Raw genomic sequence first — 14,656 nt, 5'->3', positions numbered from 1 at the left:
TTTTAAACTAAACCGAAATGGAAATAGAAACTCCTGAATTAAGAGGACGAATTATTAATAGCGCGATTATTTTAGAGGACGAAATAGATGCATTCATACTAAGATTTATGCGTTCTTATGGAAAGGATACTGAGCATCAAAAGGCCGTTTATCAAATAATGGAAAAGCACTTTATAATTGGGAAAACCTTTGGCAGAAAGGTAGAATTTCTTAAGGACATTGTGAATTCAGAAATATTTAAAAATGTATACTTCTTCGAATTAGTGAAATTTTTTAAAAAGAATGGGATGGGAATTTTACATAAATATGATACCTATGAAAAGTTCAGTAATCGGCTAAAAAGTAAAATAGCAAAAATCGTAGAAACTAGAAATGTAGTTGCACATGGTAAGATAAACTATGACATGCTTATGGGAGCTGAAGAAATAAAGGAAGAGCAAAAGGATAGAGAATTTATTTTTAATGGTAAAGTGGTAAGAATTACCATTGAGGACGAAGAAGCTTATAATTCTGATATTTCTGAATTGTCGGGTTTGATTAAATTTGCTGGTATGGTTTTCGCATGGACAAACTTTGATTTTGACGAATTTAAATCTAAGAATTCAAAAGAATAAGCCATATTTGCATATTACTAATAACAAAAACAAGAAAATAGTATATCTATGTTAAATCATTTTATTCACATACCGGACGCTGAAAAGCTAGGATTGCATCGAATTGATGGGTAGATACTATTGAAAACAGATACATAACTAGAGCGTCCAAGAAATTGGGCGCTTTTTTTATGTAAAATTTTTGAGAATTCTTAAAATTCTAAAAGAATGCCATTTGAAAGCTAAGTATTTGAAAAGCAGCAAATTGATGAAATATGCTACTATCTGTTAACTAACGGACAGGCTAACTCATGTCTAAATTAAAATATAACTTATTGTTTTTCAACAAGTTATAATAAATTTTATTTGTATAATTCAAATATCCGTTTTAGATTTGCACCAGAATTAAACAATAACATTTTTAACTGAAGTATATATGACAATTTCAATCACATATCAAAAAACACTACAAGCACTAGGTGCAATTGTGGTGTCGCTTCAGGACTTCATACACACATAGCGCTACTCGCAATATGATAAAAAGTCCGAAGCTCTAAAGTTTCGGACTTTTTTATGCCCTTATTTTTCAAGGCACAACTTTCCGAATACATATATCAAATCTAGTATGGTTTCCATAAATGGAACGGCCATCCTATTCCTAAAATTAAAATCATGGGAAAGAAATTAAGCGGAAAAGCCCTAATTAAATTGGGCTTTCCAAAGAACAATAGTATCAACATTACATTAGGTCAAATCAATCGGTATCACAAACGAGTAAAGAAAGAACAGATACTGAGAGAAGCCAAAAAAGTATTGTTACATCCTGAAAACTATCAAGGTGATGGGGTTTGGGGTAAGATTGCTGAAAGTTTGTTAGATCCTGTAATAGTGAAAAAGCATGCACTCAAAACGGTACGTGCACCATTTCATATTTATGGTGAAAATGAAATTGAAAAACAAGCCAAGTATCAATTGTACGATGCCTTAAAACTTCCAGTTTCTGTTGCCGGCGCATTGATGCCAGATGCACATTCTGGTTATGGTTTACCTATCGGTGGTGTTTTGGCGACGAAGAACTCGGTGATTCCTTATGGAGTAGGCGTTGATATCGGCTGTAGAATGTGTTTGACTATTTATCCGATTCCAGTCTCTTATCTGAAAGGAAAGAAACATCAATTGTCGAACATCCTTTCTGAGCATACCAAATTCGGAATGCGAGAAACGCATCAAATAAAACATGATCATGAAATCTTCGAAAGAGATGAATTTAACGACATCCCTTTGGTAAAAAGATTGAAAGACAAAGCCTATAAACAATTAGGCACCTCTGGTGGAGGAAATCATTTTGTCGAGTTCGGAAGTGTATCTATAATGGATGCAAAAAACGAATGGGGATTAAAACCTGGAGAATATCTAGGCATATTATCTCACAGCGGTTCACGAGGGTTGGGTGCAAATATTGCAAAGCACTATACCTATTTGGCAACTAAGCAATGTCCGTTACCAAAACAAGTACAACACTTGGCTTGGTTGGATTTGAATACTCATGATGGCCAAGAATATTGGCTAGCTATGAATTTAGCTGGCGATTATGCAACCGCATGTCATGATAATATTCACAAGCGTCTGGCCAAATTAATTGGAGAAAAAGCGGTGGTGAAAATTGATAATCATCACAATTTCGCTTGGAAAGAAGCCATAAACGGTGAAGAGTGCATTGTGCACAGAAAAGGAGCCACACCTGCAGCAAAAGGAGTTTTAGGAATCATTCCTGGTTCAATGACCGCTCCTGGTTACATCGTAAAAGGTTTGGGAAATGTAGAGAGTCTAAACTCTGCTTCTCATGGCGCCGGTCGTCTTTTTTCAAGACGTAAGTGCAAAGAGACTTTTACCCAAAGTGAAATTAAAAAGCAGTTACAAAAAAATGAAGTAACGCTTATTGGTGGCGGAATTGATGAAGCGCCTATGGCCTATAAAGACATTAAAAAAGTCATGGCGAATCAACAAGAATTGGTTGAAGTACTCGGAACCTTCACTCCTAAAATAGTACGAATGGATAAATAATAGATAGTAGTTAGCGAAAGTATTCATAGAGCATATTGAAAACTTAAGATTATTGGAATACCAACGCTAGCTACTTCTTTTAAAGAAACAAAAAATGGAAAAAATTATACAAATAACAGCAGGAAGAGGCCCATCAGAATGTAGCTGGGTTGTTTCCCAAGTGCTTAAGAAATTCTTGCAAGAGGCCAAGACTGAAGGGTTTCAGTATGTCATCTTGCAAAGAGAAAAAGGAAATCAAAATGGAACGGTACAATCAGTCAGCATCCGCTTGACAGGGAAAAACCTAGAAATTTTTTTAGCTACTTGGTTAGGAACAATTCAATGGATTGGCAACTCAACTTTTAGAAAATACCACAAACGTAAAAACTGGTTTATCGGTGCTTTCGAATTGAAATTGCCACAGCATTCTGAAATATGCGACAGAGATATCTCTTTTCAAACGATGAGAAGTACAGGTCCTGGTGGTCAGAATGTAAATAAGGTAAACTCAGCCGTACGGGTAATTCATAACCCAACAGGAGTTCAAGTAGTTGCCATGGATAGTCGCTCACAACATCAAAACAAAAAACTAGCAATAGCTCGGTTAAAAGAAAAAGTAAATGAAGCTAACCTAGAGCAGTTGAAGGGCAGTATGACCGACCAATGGGAGAATCATTTGAATCTGCAACGAGGAAATCCGATCCGGATTTTTAAAGGAACCGATTTCAAACATCAAAAAGAGAATAAAAGCTTTAAACCAAAACGGCAAAAGCTTAAAAACGATCTAAATAAACAAAAATGGGACTAACAATAGCCGACACCTATTATTTAAAAGCAAAGGCAGCATCTGGTTATGATTGGGACGAAGTTTGTGAATCACTAAATTACGCCTTGTCTTATGATGAAAATCATTGTGCAGCACTTTGTCTTTTAGGTAAAGTATATGCTCGAAATTTGAATCAGTATTCGGAAGCATTCGAATGCTTTGATAGGGTGATAGCAATTGATACTTATTATATAGATGTATACCCATTATATGCTAAGTATTTAATCTGGGCGGATGAAACTGAAAAGGCGTTTCGATTAATTGAATTTGCTCTTTCGATAAAAGGTATAGATAAAGCTCAGCTGTACTCTATTTCAGCCTATGCATTAGAAACAAATGGAAATTATAAGGTTGCGCTGCAGCATTTAAAAGAAGCAAAAAGACTTACCTATAACAACGACTATATGTTTTATATAGTTGATGAAGAAAATAGAATTAAAAAGAAGTTGAAATTAGATAAATCTAAAGTTAAAAAGAAGAAATCTTCAACTAAAAAAAGGAAGAAAAAGAATAAATAATAGTATCAAAACGTTTAAAAATAACATCTTTGTAAAACAAATGACACCGAGAGAGTTACATATCATCCAACAAATAGAGCTTTGTCTCTTCAATTTTCGCTCAGAATATAGTGAGCGAAAAGGACGTTTTGTGACTTTGTATGAGAGTTAATTCTATGAACTAATACCATATATTGATATTAAAAAGCGTCCAACTAACATTGGGCGCTTTTTTTATGGAATAATTTTAAACAATTGAATGAGAAGTAAAAAAATACAAAACTAGATAGTTGAATTACGAAACAATTGGTAGACAGGCGATTGTAGCAAATGTTCAAAATCCGCAATATGACGGACAGGGATTTTAGTGTCTAATTTCAATATAACTAATTGATTATCAATAATTTAAATTCATTTTTATTTGCGTAATTCAAAAATCGTTATAATCTTTGCACCGTAATAAATCACAAACCCATACTAATGGAATTTTTAAAAAGACGTATACAATTAGTGGAACTACATCTCTGTTCGCCGAAAGGGTTTGAACGGTTCTATAGTAATCAACTGTCCATTTGTAAACAAAGGAGAAATACGTGTATCATGTGTTGACATAAAATCAACATTAGCATATATGAAGCATCTCCGATAACGAGATGCTTTTTTTATGCGCATTATTTTTTGAAAAAAGGAAGAGCAAGCCAAAGGGCGGTGGCCACACTCTTGGCCCGAACCGGGCAGGCGAATAATTAAAAATGAATAAAGGTGTTAGCGGATAACGGCACATGCAGGTTCTCTGCCAGTCTGGGAAATTGGACTCCCGCGGCTGAAGCAATTGGAGGGTAGGCAAATACTGGTTTGTTGCGCTCGCCTGCTAAGCGAGTCTACCATAAGGTAGTGAAGGTTCAATTCCTTTGCCCTCCGCCAAATTGACAAGGTGGCTGAATGGTTAAGGTGGCGGACTGCAAATCCGTTCTTTATGAGTTCGAATCTCATCCTTGTCTCTAAAAATGGAAGTATTGAGCAACTGGCTGGCTCGCCTGACTGTAAATCAGATTCAAAAATGACATGTAGGTTCGAGTCCTACTGCTTCCACTTTAGTACCGTAGTTCAAAGGCTAGAGCGCCCGACTGTCTATCGGAAAGGTACGGGTTCGAGTCCCGTCGGTACTGCAAAACTGGGAAGATAACGGTGGTTGTTTACCCGCCTTGGACGCGGGAGGTCGCAAGTTCGAATCTTGCTTCTCAGACGACTTAATCAAATCAAGTTTACTTGAATTTGATTAACAAGGAGTAGTTGCAAGAAAGACGAAGTCAATCTTGCTTCTCAGACATTTGCTCTGTTCGTATAACGGTTAGTACGCCTGACTTTCTATCAGGAAATAGGGGTTCGATTCCCCTACAGAGTACAAAGTGAGGTATAACTCAATAGGTAGAGTACCGTGCTGTTAACACGGAAGTTTTAGGTTCGATTCCTAATGCCTCAGCAATGCAGGGATGGCGAAATGGCAACCGCAGCTGGTTTAGAACCAGTAGTCTGAGAGTTCGAATCTCTCTCCCTGTACAATGCCCCACTAGCCCAACTGGCAGAGGCAAAGGACTTAAAATCCTTCAAGTCCAAGTTCGAATCTTGAGTGGGGTACAATTAAGCTTATGGTGTAATGGATAGCACGCAGGATTTCTAAACCTGAGGTATGAGTTCAAATCTTGTTAAGCTTGCAAATAGACCCGTGATGTAACGGTTAGCATACAAGATTTTGATTCTTGTTGTAAAGGTTCAAATCCTTTCGGGTTTTCATATGGTGTCTCTAGCTTATCCGGTAAAGCGCCCCGCTGTGAACGGGAGGAACAGGGTTCGAGTCCCGGAGTACACCCAAGAGGGAACAGTAGCAAAGATGGTCAATGCGGCGGATTGAAGATTCGACGATACAGATTCGAGTCCTGTCTGTTCCACAAAAAGCAAAAGAATATTTTACTACGCACAATAGTTGCGTAGTACAGTTTCACTTTTGTCATGTAATTAAAAACAAGCTCATGGAAACATGTTTTGTGGTAGTGCCTCATAGCAACAAGGAGTGTTGTGAGGCTTTACAAAAGTTCATTAAAATACTTTCCTGCCTTGGCAGGAATAACAATATCAAGCTAGTCTTGTTGGGTGTTTCTGTAGGGCACTATTGTATGAAGTTTTACTGAGAAGTATAATGTCTTCATGTACAACTTGACTTGATGGTTTCGATTGTTTACCAAAAAACAATCACCACTCTGTGAGTCATGGGTTCGATTCCCATCAATCCCATTGGGATTGTAGTTCAGCGGTTAGAACAACAGAAGGACGCGCAGGTTCGACTCCTGCAAGAGGCCACCTTTTTTAGGCCCTTTAGCTCAGTTGGTAGAGCACTACACTCATAATGTAGCCTAAAGCTAATCATCTTTTAAAACTGATTACCAAGCCCTGTTAGGCTTAAAATGACAAAAAGCAGTAGCTGTAGATCAGTAATTGTTTCCTAAGGGAAGTAAAGACAATCATGAAGCTACTTTGAGATGGTGATTTTTTGATGTGAAAGGCAAATCCTTTTTTGGTCATCCTTCCTTCTGGAAAACTGATAACAATATTATTAGTAGCACAATCGGACGCATGCTATAAAACGAATTGTAACAAGTATCAAAAACCAGTATTTCCGTATCAGAAAGATGATATGCACCTGCTGTTTTTTTTAAATAGAACAAATAGTAATACATGATAATAGTTTAACTCGTTCGTCCGTCACTAGACTGGCGGACACAAATTTTAAGTAATGAAAAGAGTAAGAATTAATGCAGGAAAAGTAGGTTTGGTCTTCAAAAGAGGCGATTACCAAAAAGTAATTACCCAAGGTACACATTGGGTAGGTTTTAGAAATGCGGTTATGATTTATGACCTTACCAAAGCCTTTGTTGCTCCTATAGCATTAGAAATCTTGCTACAGGACCAAAGTTTGGAAGCGATGTTGCATATTATCGAAGTTAAAGATGCTGAACTGGCTTTAGTTTCTGAAAACGGAAACTTGAAGCAGGTCTTGACAGCTGGTAAGTATGCCTTTTGGAAAAGCTTGCTAAAGTATGAGTTCGTGATGGCTGATTTGAGTAAAATCTATATCACTGAGACTATCAGCAAAGCAATGTTGGGTCATACACTATTGCGTCCTTATGTTCGTGTTTTAGAAGTTGCAGCATATGAAAAAGCTGTTCTTTTGGTTGATGATGTTTATGTCAAGACTCTCGAAAGTGGTGCATACCATTTCTGGAAAAATGACATCTCCATCAAAATTGCCAAGGCAGATATGCGTCAATTGCAATTGGAGATTTCTGGTCAAGAACTGTTGACTAAAGACAAGGCTGCTATTCGTATCAACTTCTATACACAGTATAAAGTTATAGATATCGAAAAGGCCTTACTAGGAAGCAAAGACTACGAGAAGCAATTGTATATCGCTATGCAATTGGTATTACGTGCGTATATCGGCACCTATACGCTAGATGAACTTCTAGAGCGTAAAGAAAGCATCGCGGAAGCTGTGTTTGGCGATATCAAGACAGCCGCTACCCAATTGGGTGTTGAAGTTTTGAGCTGCGGTATCCGTGATGTAATCTTGCCTGGTGAAATGAAAGATATCATGAACCAAGTTTTGGTGGCTCAAAAAAGAGCTCAAGCGAATATCATTACCCGACGTGAAGAATCGGCGTCGACCAGAAGTTTGCTGAACACCGCAAAACTGATGGAAGACAACGAAATGCTCTTCAAGCTGAAGGAAATGGAATACGTTGAAAAAATCGCCGAGAGAATCGGTGAAATCACGGTCTCTGGAAACGGAGGTGTTGTGAAACAATTGAAAGAGATTTTCTCCGTCAATAAGTAAGTTGGTTAGAATGCGTCAGCGAGAGTTGGCGCATTTTTTATTGAACGATTCTAAGGCATTAACAAAAAGTCGTCAAATTAAACTTTGTCCTTTTTTTGACCTAATATTAATTCGTAAAATAGTTTTTGCGTATTAATACCAAGTGTTCAGATTGTTGGTTCTTCCATAATTTTTTTATTTAACCTTTTGAAAGTTATAAACAGGGATTATCAACCAACATCCAGTCAAAGGAAACCATTGTAGTGTACCTCATTTGTACCTCAAACTCCCCTACCCCCTATGCTCACTATGAGTAGCACTTATTGTATCGGGAAGTAACCAGTACAAATAAACCAAGAAAAAGCTGCTGGACACCCTAAAATTTTCAATACACACGGGCACCGGGATAATGTCATCAACAAGATTGGTCAAAAACTATCGCTTGAAATCTCGAATAGCACGGACTCGAAATTTTCGATGCGTTCCTGAACTGTTATAGTGATACGAAGCATTACCATCGCTGAATTTAACAAGACGCGCTTGATGCTTATCAAATGGTGTGGCGCTCCAATACAACTCAGCTACAAAGTTGCCTTGGTTATCAGCACCCGGCCCTATAGTCTTATAAAGGAGACGTAATTCATCTAGTTCGGGCAATCGCCAGCCTTCACCTAATTGTTCGTGAATATTCATAGCGTCTTTCCATGCCATTGGACCTTTGTCCTCCACGTAAGCGATTTTACCCGTTTTGTTAGATGAGTCAACAGAAAAGATGACACCTCCTTTATACGTATCTCCAATATCAAGTTTTAGGGTAGCTGCTGCGCTATTTTCTTTACTACTCTCAATGCTATTCTCTTGAATATTCTTAGTCTTAACAGTAGCATCGGCAACTACTTCCGTTTCTATAGCTACTTCCTCAATTTCCGACAATGTAGTAGAGGGTTGTTTTTCAGAATCTCCTATAAATATGTAAGCTAATACTATAAAAACAACAAGGGCCCCGACTAAAACCCCAGAACGAACTCTTGTCTTTTTATCGGTACTAATTTTCTTCTTAGATTTTTTATAGAATTTATTAATTGCGGCTATATTTTTTACCTGGGAATCTTGGATGCTGCTAGAATACTTCTTAACTGCTTTCTTAAGTACAGCAGTACTTTCACTAAGCTTCATATTCAATTTAGCCGCGCGTAATCTTTTTGTTAGAATAGTCCGTTTTTTCTCCTCTACCGCCAATTGCGACTTTGGTTCTTCGCGGTCCGATTCTTCTTCCGAAACAACTCTTTTGGCTTTTACCTTTAATTTTTCAACCAACAGGTTTTTATATTTTGCAAGGTTTTCTTTTGCAGCTGTTTTAAATGATGTAGCTCTTTCTCCAAATTTATTTTTCCACTGCGTTGCTCCTAAAGCCTTGAATGCTGAAGGGCGTTTTTCTCCTTTTGTTTTTATTTGGGGCTTTGATTCATCTTTGTCCAATCTTTCTTCTGATACGACTTGTTTACCCCAAGCATCCATTTTTTGGTCTAATAGGTGCTTATATTTTTTAATACTTTCTTTCGCAACTATTATCAGCGAGGAAACTTTTTCTCCAAGATTCTTTTTCCATTCTGTTTCTTCTAAGACCTTAAGGAATATAGGACGTTTTTTTCTCTCTACTTTTATTTGGGTCTTTGTTTCTTCTTTGTCCGATTTTTCTTTTTCTACTGCTAAAGTCTCTACCTCTCTTTTATTATCAAAGCGATAATTATATTTTGCAAGATCAGTTTTTCTAGTGGCTGTTTGTTCTACCGCTACTACATCCTCCAATTCTTTTTTGGGTTGTGTTTCTCTAACTGGATTTATTGTTGTTTCCCCAACCTTCTCCTCTAATTTCTTCTTTACTTTTAATTGGACTATTGGCTCTTTAATAACCCGTTTTCTTTCGGGAACTATACTTCGGGCCTCAATCGTATTCTTATTATTGAATCGATAATTATATTTAGCAAGGCTATTTTTTCTATTCGGTATTCTTTGTGTAGTAACTGTTTCAACATACCCTTTTTCCCAAGTTGACTCGCTTAGTGATTCGGCAACTTGGCCCTGTCTTTTTTGTCCTATTGCTATACGTGCCTTTATAAATTCTCTTTCGCGGATTTCTTCTTGAACTACTGCTCTCCTAGCCTCGGCCTCCTTCTCTATTTTTCTTTCGTTTTCCGCTTTTTGCCTTAACCATTTCTCCTTTATAATCTGCTCACGAACCTCTGTCTCCTCAAGCAGTTTATTCTCTTCTTCAACCCGCTCTTTTACCTCTGCTTCTTTGTTATTTTTTATCTTATTCTCGTCTTTATTCTCAGCAACACTTTCTTCAAAAAAATCAAATGCTATTTGCCCTTCACTTACCAAACTCGACTCCTTTTGTTCCTCAGCACCGATAGGCGTTGTTAGAACACTCTTTTTTGTTAATGAATTGAGCAAACCCATAATGTAATACGAAACCTGTGTAAAAACTATGTCTGTTGGATTTCCGTTATTTATTGGATTTTCAGTTTTGTGAAATACCTGTAGTTCATTAAAATTAAAATCATAATGATCAAAGGTAAAAGTGACGTCCCAAGAGCAATCATCAAGAATTATGGGAATTATTACAGCCCCATGCACTTTATATTGCTCTACCACCATTTTAAATTCATCACTTTTGACAAATTCAGAATTCATAAATGCATTGCTCAATAAAATGGGAAACACATCTGCTTCATTTACCCGAGATAGGTCTGCTGATTTCCACAGCGCTATATCATCAACGGAATTATCACTCCAAATAGCTACGTTCACATTATTTTTTATGGATTGTAAATGGAGTAAGAAATACTGTAGCACATCTTTATCTTGGCTGGTATAAATTGAAAAGATGTTTTTTAATGAATTCATTTTATAACGAAATAAATGTAAGTAAAATCTGGATTAAAATTAAGGTTAAAACTACTTTTGATATAACTATAGAGGTTGTCTCCGTAGCCGTTAAAAATAGGGATAAATATTATCTAAAAGGGTACTAATCAATAAATTATTTCACTTTATGAAAAGGTTTAATAAAATGTTATACAAACGCACATTTTACAAAGATTTTACTGATTTTTCCCTTGCACCATTGCGATACCCTAACCGATGTAAATTTTTTCTTACTTTGAATGAAGTCGACCTAATTTAAAATAGAAAAAGATGTTATCATTGCAATATGTTGGGGTCATATGCAGTAACATTTACCTTTTTTCATCGGCCACATTATTGAGCCTTACGTTGTCCCTGTTAGAACTATTTACAACGTTTATCGTCTTGTAAAGAAATAGAAGATGCCATAGCAAGATAAATGAAGGTAGTAGAGGAAAATCATAGATGGAAAGAGGTGTGCTAAATGGCATTGCAAGACACCATTTTAAGGAAGACACGACCGCGGCAACCCTTTGACACCATACGCCATTTCCTGTTCCTAACCTATGGGTTGCTCCGCTGTGATGGCAATGATGACGTAAGGACCTATTGGAGAGCTACAGAACAATCATGCTATAATTCAATTCAAAATAAACTAATTAGTCTACCAAAATTCGTCTTACTTAAAAATTTTAATTGTAGAATTTTGAAATCTAATTTCCCCTGTTCCTTTAGACTGAAGTCCGATATGACCTTCCGGAAGATTATCGTCTACCATATCTACAGTTAACCGGTTGTTTATCCAGACCTGTATTTTGTTCTTCTTAGCCCTTACTTTTAATGTGTTCCACTTGTTAATAGTTTCAACAAATTCCAATGGTGCTACACGGGTAACGATAGACCCTGTGCTATTGTCTTTGTCCGGATGTAAATCCCAAATATTTACTTCGTAACAATTGGCAGGATTTAAATCATTATTCTTACATCGAATAAATACGCCTGTATTTATGGTGCTATCCGGCTTAAATTCCATTTCAAACACGAAATCTTTATATACTTGTTTAGTCAATAAATAGCCTTCCTTCTTGTTAATTGTACTTATCAACTCGTTATTAGAGAAATACCATTTGGCTTCTCCATAGGAATACCAATCACTAGAGCCCTCTTTAAATAATTCTTGTTTTTCGTTACATGAAATCAACAAAAAAGATAAAATCAGAAGTGTGAATAGAAAAGCTTTATAATTTCTCATGACCGGTGAATTTCCAAATGAATAGTATTATCAATCCAAAAAATGTCTGTTTGATTTATTGACAACTTTTGTTTTTAAAAAATGAGCGTCCAACAATAGTAAAGTGAAAGTAGTGAAAGGAATAAGATTCCGGTATAAGTCAACAACTGTAACCCTTTTTTAGGTTGATATTTCTGAGGGAAATCTGTATTTACTACATTCCTAAGATTCATATAACCCACCAATGGAGCTAAAACAAATGAAATGACAGTAGCTGTAGCAAGAATTACACCCATATTTGCACCCAATGCCACCAATACAATAATGCTGGTAACAGATATGATAATTATACCTGCCGCATAGTATTTTTTTTCTGTAAACTTATTATGCTCACCAACTATCAATCCAATTACATCTACGCTAACCCTAGCTATAGCATCATGTTGTGTTAGGCAAGTACTATACATTGTGGCAAATGCAGATACAGCAATCAAAACGTATGCCCAATCGCCAATATGCGTTGTAAACAAACTTATGACCTGGTCAGCAAATGTTACGGCGTTTCCACTTAATTCCGTTCCAGAGCCATACAACGTCATACAACCAATAGTCAAAAAGAAAATAGCAAGCACGGCAGTCAATACATATCCCGTATTGAATTCTTGAAGGGCTTCTTTTAAAGGTGGCTTATTTTTATCTATTCTATATTTTTCTGCACTCCAAAGACTTAACCAACTGCTACCTTCCACAGCTGTAGGCATCCAACCGATTAACGTAATAAGAAACAAGATTCCAAATTCATCAAATAATTCGGGAGCTTTAAAATCAACTATTGGAGTTACTGGACCAGCATTAATAACCAACACCGTTGTACTTAATAGGGCGACAAATAAAATGGGAATTAAAAATTTTAATGTGGTTTCCAACAATTTGTATTTGCCAATTATCAGGATAATACTATTAAAAGTAAACAGACCAACAGCTACAGTTGTAATACTAACAGTGGTTATTCCAAAGAGATTTATAAAGAGTCCGGCAGTAATAGAACAAAGTGCAGCGGGACTTGCCAAACTAGTTGCCAAAGTAATAAAGGCATAGAGCCATAAATACCCTCTGCCCCTATCATTATACCCCTCTATAATACTTTTGCCCGTAACGTTGGTGTATCGAATACCAAATTCAAAAAACGGATATTTTAAAAGGTTAGCCAAGATTATAGGTATGATCATAAACCACCCATATTGGGCACCTGCCTTTGTTGAAAGCACTAAATGCGATGTGCCTATAGCCATACTCGCAAATAAAAGACCTGGTCCAAGGTTTTTTATTATACTTTTAATTCTTCCCATATTTTGCTGTTGGTTGGTTGTGTTTTTCTGCAGAACAATGTAACCAAATTTACCGAGTTCACTGGTTATAATATTAGTAGTGATAACTTTAGCCACATCAACAACAGTAATTTTTATGATGGTGATCAGTTATTTTTTAAATTGATTTTTTGATTTTGAAACTTGCTTTGACCAATGTTAACATTGGTATTAAATGGTATTTTCGGCAGGAGACCAATACGCATTTTATCTTATGACACGATTAAGGAGCATACTTTTTTATAAATACAACTAAAAGAAACAATTGTGTGTTATAGATGTGTACTGTAAACCTAATCATTCAAATCAACCCATATAACTACTTTTTTTAAGTATCTATATAGCTTAATGCTAAATAAAACACCATTGCCAAGCAGTTTTATACCTAATGGCTTTTATTACCGTTCCATATAAAAGCTATTAAGTGTTTATACTAGACAGCCTAACGAGAGATAAAGCAAGATGCTTCTACAACATTTACTTTTTGTCTTATTATTTTTTTTAACTAGCTATTCTGCAAAAAGTCAAGTCCCCCCAAGTCTTGATTCCACAATAGGAGCACCCTATAATTTTGTTGAAAAGCAAAGCTATTGGTCTATATGCGATTCTTTGGACCAACACTTATTTCCAAAAGAAACTTTTACCCGGAACCAATGGAATGCTTTTAGAGACAAATGTGACGAAATAGGCTTTAGTCAAGCAAAAAAAGATCCTTTTAGTATAGTATCCGGTAATGATTGGACAGATGAAAGCTACAACATTCAAAAGCTTAATAAACAAAGACCATTTTGTAGCGTTTCCTCTGCTCTAAGTACACAGAAAGGCAACATTTACAATCAAACTAGTATAAGTGATTTGAGCTATGCCACTGCTTGGGTAGAAGGTGTCAAAGGAGATGGAATTGGTCAATATGTTGAGTTTAACTTTACTGCGCAACATCCGCGTATTACAACCATTAAGATTGCTAACGGTTATGTAAAAGACAAAATTACTTGGCAAAATAACTCCCGTGTAAAGCAATTAAAAGTATGTGTCAACAATAAAGAATTTGCCATTTTAAATCTGAAAGATGTGTATGCAGAACAGACTTTTAAAATACCGACCATTGGTTATGAAATAACATACAGAGGTTTAAATAAAGATGGAACAAGTTGGTATAGCTATAAAGATGCGAATGGTGAGATATTTAAATCATATAATAAAGAGATAACAACCGGAGGTACCATCAGGTTTGAGATTATGAGTGTGTATAAAGGCGATAAATATGAGGACACCGCTATAACAGAAATTTACTTTGATGGTTTAGATGTGTATTAAA

General features: G+C 36.2%; 9 protein-coding genes and 13 tRNA genes. 19 read left to right on the top strand and 3 right to left on the bottom strand.

The annotated features are described in order from the left end of the window. Positions 1 to 17 precede the first annotated feature (17 nt). The 18 genes from KO521_RS03360 (at position 18) to KO521_RS03275 (ending at position 7,851) form a co-directional block, all read left to right on the top strand. Positions 18 to 614 carry a hypothetical protein gene (locus tag KO521_RS03360; protein ID WP_215938472.1) on the top strand — a complete coding sequence of 199 codons (597 nt, stop codon included), beginning with the start codon at positions 18 to 20 and terminating at the stop codon, positions 612 to 614. 651 nt (positions 615 to 1,265) lie between these two features. Next, positions 1,266 to 2,657, top strand: a complete 1,392-nt coding sequence (locus KO521_RS03355; protein ID WP_215938471.1) for an RtcB family protein — start codon at positions 1,266 to 1,268, stop codon at positions 2,655 to 2,657. Positions 2,658 to 2,751: 94 nt separating this feature from the next. Then, a complete protein-coding gene (gene prfH, locus KO521_RS03350) occupies positions 2,752 to 3,444 on the top strand; it encodes a peptide chain release factor H (RefSeq protein WP_215938470.1) in 693 nt (230 codons plus the stop codon). Beyond that, on the top strand, positions 3,435 to 3,980 hold the full coding sequence (locus tag KO521_RS03345) for a tetratricopeptide repeat protein (protein ID WP_215938469.1): 546 nt from the start codon (positions 3,435 to 3,437) through the stop codon (positions 3,978 to 3,980). Before prfH ends, KO521_RS03345 begins: the two co-directional genes overlap by 10 nt. 813 nt (positions 3,981 to 4,793) lie before the next feature. Continuing rightward, positions 4,794 to 4,883: transfer RNA gene (locus KO521_RS03340), tRNA-Ser, on the top strand. Positions 4,884 to 4,887: 4 nt separating this feature from the next. Beyond that, positions 4,888 to 4,960, top strand: a tRNA-Cys gene (locus KO521_RS03335). Between the two features lie 8 nt (positions 4,961 to 4,968). Further along, positions 4,969 to 5,051: transfer RNA gene (locus KO521_RS03330), tRNA-Tyr, on the top strand. Positions 5,052 to 5,055: 4 nt separating this feature from the next. Then, positions 5,056 to 5,128 (top strand) — tRNA-Asp (locus tag KO521_RS03325). Positions 5,129 to 5,133: 5 nt separating this feature from the next. Further along, positions 5,134 to 5,205: transfer RNA gene (locus KO521_RS03320), tRNA-Pro, on the top strand. Positions 5,206 to 5,292: 87 nt separating this feature from the next. Continuing rightward, positions 5,293 to 5,364, top strand: a tRNA-Glu gene (locus KO521_RS03315). A 5-nt stretch (positions 5,365 to 5,369) separates the two neighbouring features. After that, positions 5,370 to 5,442: transfer RNA gene (locus KO521_RS03310), tRNA-Asn, on the top strand. A 4-nt stretch (positions 5,443 to 5,446) separates the two neighbouring features. Beyond that, positions 5,447 to 5,519: transfer RNA gene (locus KO521_RS03305), tRNA-Leu, on the top strand. Between the two features lie 4 nt (positions 5,520 to 5,523). After that, a tRNA-Leu gene (locus KO521_RS03300) sits at positions 5,524 to 5,597 on the top strand. Positions 5,598 to 5,602: 5 nt separating this feature from the next. Further along, a tRNA-Arg gene (locus KO521_RS03295) sits at positions 5,603 to 5,674 on the top strand. A gap of 5 nt (positions 5,675 to 5,679) precedes the next feature. Next, a tRNA-Gln gene (locus KO521_RS03290) sits at positions 5,680 to 5,751 on the top strand. Between the two features lie 5 nt (positions 5,752 to 5,756). Further along, positions 5,757 to 5,830, top strand: a tRNA-His gene (locus tag KO521_RS03285). Between the two features lie 5 nt (positions 5,831 to 5,835). Further along, positions 5,836 to 5,908 (top strand) — tRNA-Phe (locus KO521_RS03280). An 842-nt stretch (positions 5,909 to 6,750) separates the two neighbouring features. Next, the gene (locus KO521_RS03275) at positions 6,751 to 7,851 is read left to right on the top strand and encodes a slipin family protein (protein WP_215938468.1); all 1,101 of its coding nucleotides are present in this window, start codon (positions 6,751 to 6,753) and stop codon (positions 7,849 to 7,851) included. A 414-nt stretch (positions 7,852 to 8,265) separates the two neighbouring features. Here KO521_RS03275 and KO521_RS03270 read toward each other — a convergent pair whose 3' ends face one another. The 3 genes from KO521_RS03270 to KO521_RS03260 form a co-directional block, all read right to left on the bottom strand. After that, positions 8,266 to 10,740 (bottom strand): DUF1566 domain-containing protein, encoded by a 2,475-nt coding sequence (locus KO521_RS03270; RefSeq protein WP_215938467.1) that lies wholly within the window; start codon positions 10,738 to 10,740, stop codon positions 8,266 to 8,268. A 679-nt stretch (positions 10,741 to 11,419) separates the two neighbouring features. Beyond that, complete coding sequence (locus tag KO521_RS03265; RefSeq protein WP_215938466.1) at positions 11,420 to 11,992, bottom strand: 3-keto-disaccharide hydrolase; 573 nt, start codon at positions 11,990 to 11,992, stop codon at positions 11,420 to 11,422. 74 nt (positions 11,993 to 12,066) lie between these two features. Further along, a complete protein-coding gene (locus tag KO521_RS03260) occupies positions 12,067 to 13,320 on the bottom strand; it encodes an NRAMP family divalent metal transporter (protein WP_215938465.1) in 1,254 nt (417 codons plus the stop codon). Positions 13,321 to 13,947: 627 nt separating this feature from the next. On the opposite strand from KO521_RS03260, the gene KO521_RS03255 reads away from it, so the two are divergent. Further along, on the top strand, positions 13,948 to 14,655 hold the full coding sequence (locus KO521_RS03255; protein ID WP_215938464.1) for an NADase-type glycan-binding domain-containing protein: 708 nt from the start codon (positions 13,948 to 13,950) through the stop codon (positions 14,653 to 14,655). Position 14,656 lies beyond the last annotated feature (1 nt).

The sequence above is a fragment of the Zobellia uliginosa genome (assembly GCF_018860745.1).
In the GTDB taxonomy this organism is placed as follows: domain Bacteria; phylum Bacteroidota; class Bacteroidia; order Flavobacteriales; family Flavobacteriaceae; genus Zobellia; species Zobellia uliginosa_B.
The sequence above is the reverse complement of the archived record's forward strand: the minus strand, read 5'-3'. Positions and strand labels throughout refer to the sequence as shown.

Bases quoted from the DNA above. Each gene is read 5' to 3' on its own strand.
- KO521_RS03360 (WP_215938472.1), top strand. From the start codon at position 18: ATGGAAATAGAAACTCCTGAATTAAGAGGACGAATTATTAATAGCGCG.
- KO521_RS03275 (WP_215938468.1), top strand. From the start codon at position 6,751: ATGAAAAGAGTAAGAATTAATGCAGGAAAAGTAGGTTTGGTCTTCAAA.
- KO521_RS03265 (WP_215938466.1), bottom strand. From the start codon at position 11,992: ATGAGAAATTATAAAGCTTTTCTATTCACACTTCTGATTTTATCTTTT.
- KO521_RS03260 (WP_215938465.1), bottom strand. From the start codon at position 13,320: ATGGGAAGAATTAAAAGTATAATAAAAAACCTTGGACCAGGTCTTTTA.
- KO521_RS03355 (WP_215938471.1), top strand. From the start codon at position 1,266: ATGGGAAAGAAATTAAGCGGAAAAGCCCTAATTAAATTGGGCTTTCCA.
- prfH (WP_215938470.1), top strand. From the start codon at position 2,752: ATGGAAAAAATTATACAAATAACAGCAGGAAGAGGCCCATCAGAATGT.
- KO521_RS03345 (WP_215938469.1), top strand. From the start codon at position 3,435: ATGGGACTAACAATAGCCGACACCTATTATTTAAAAGCAAAGGCAGCA.
- KO521_RS03270 (WP_215938467.1), bottom strand. From the start codon at position 10,740: ATGAATTCATTAAAAAACATCTTTTCAATTTATACCAGCCAAGATAAA.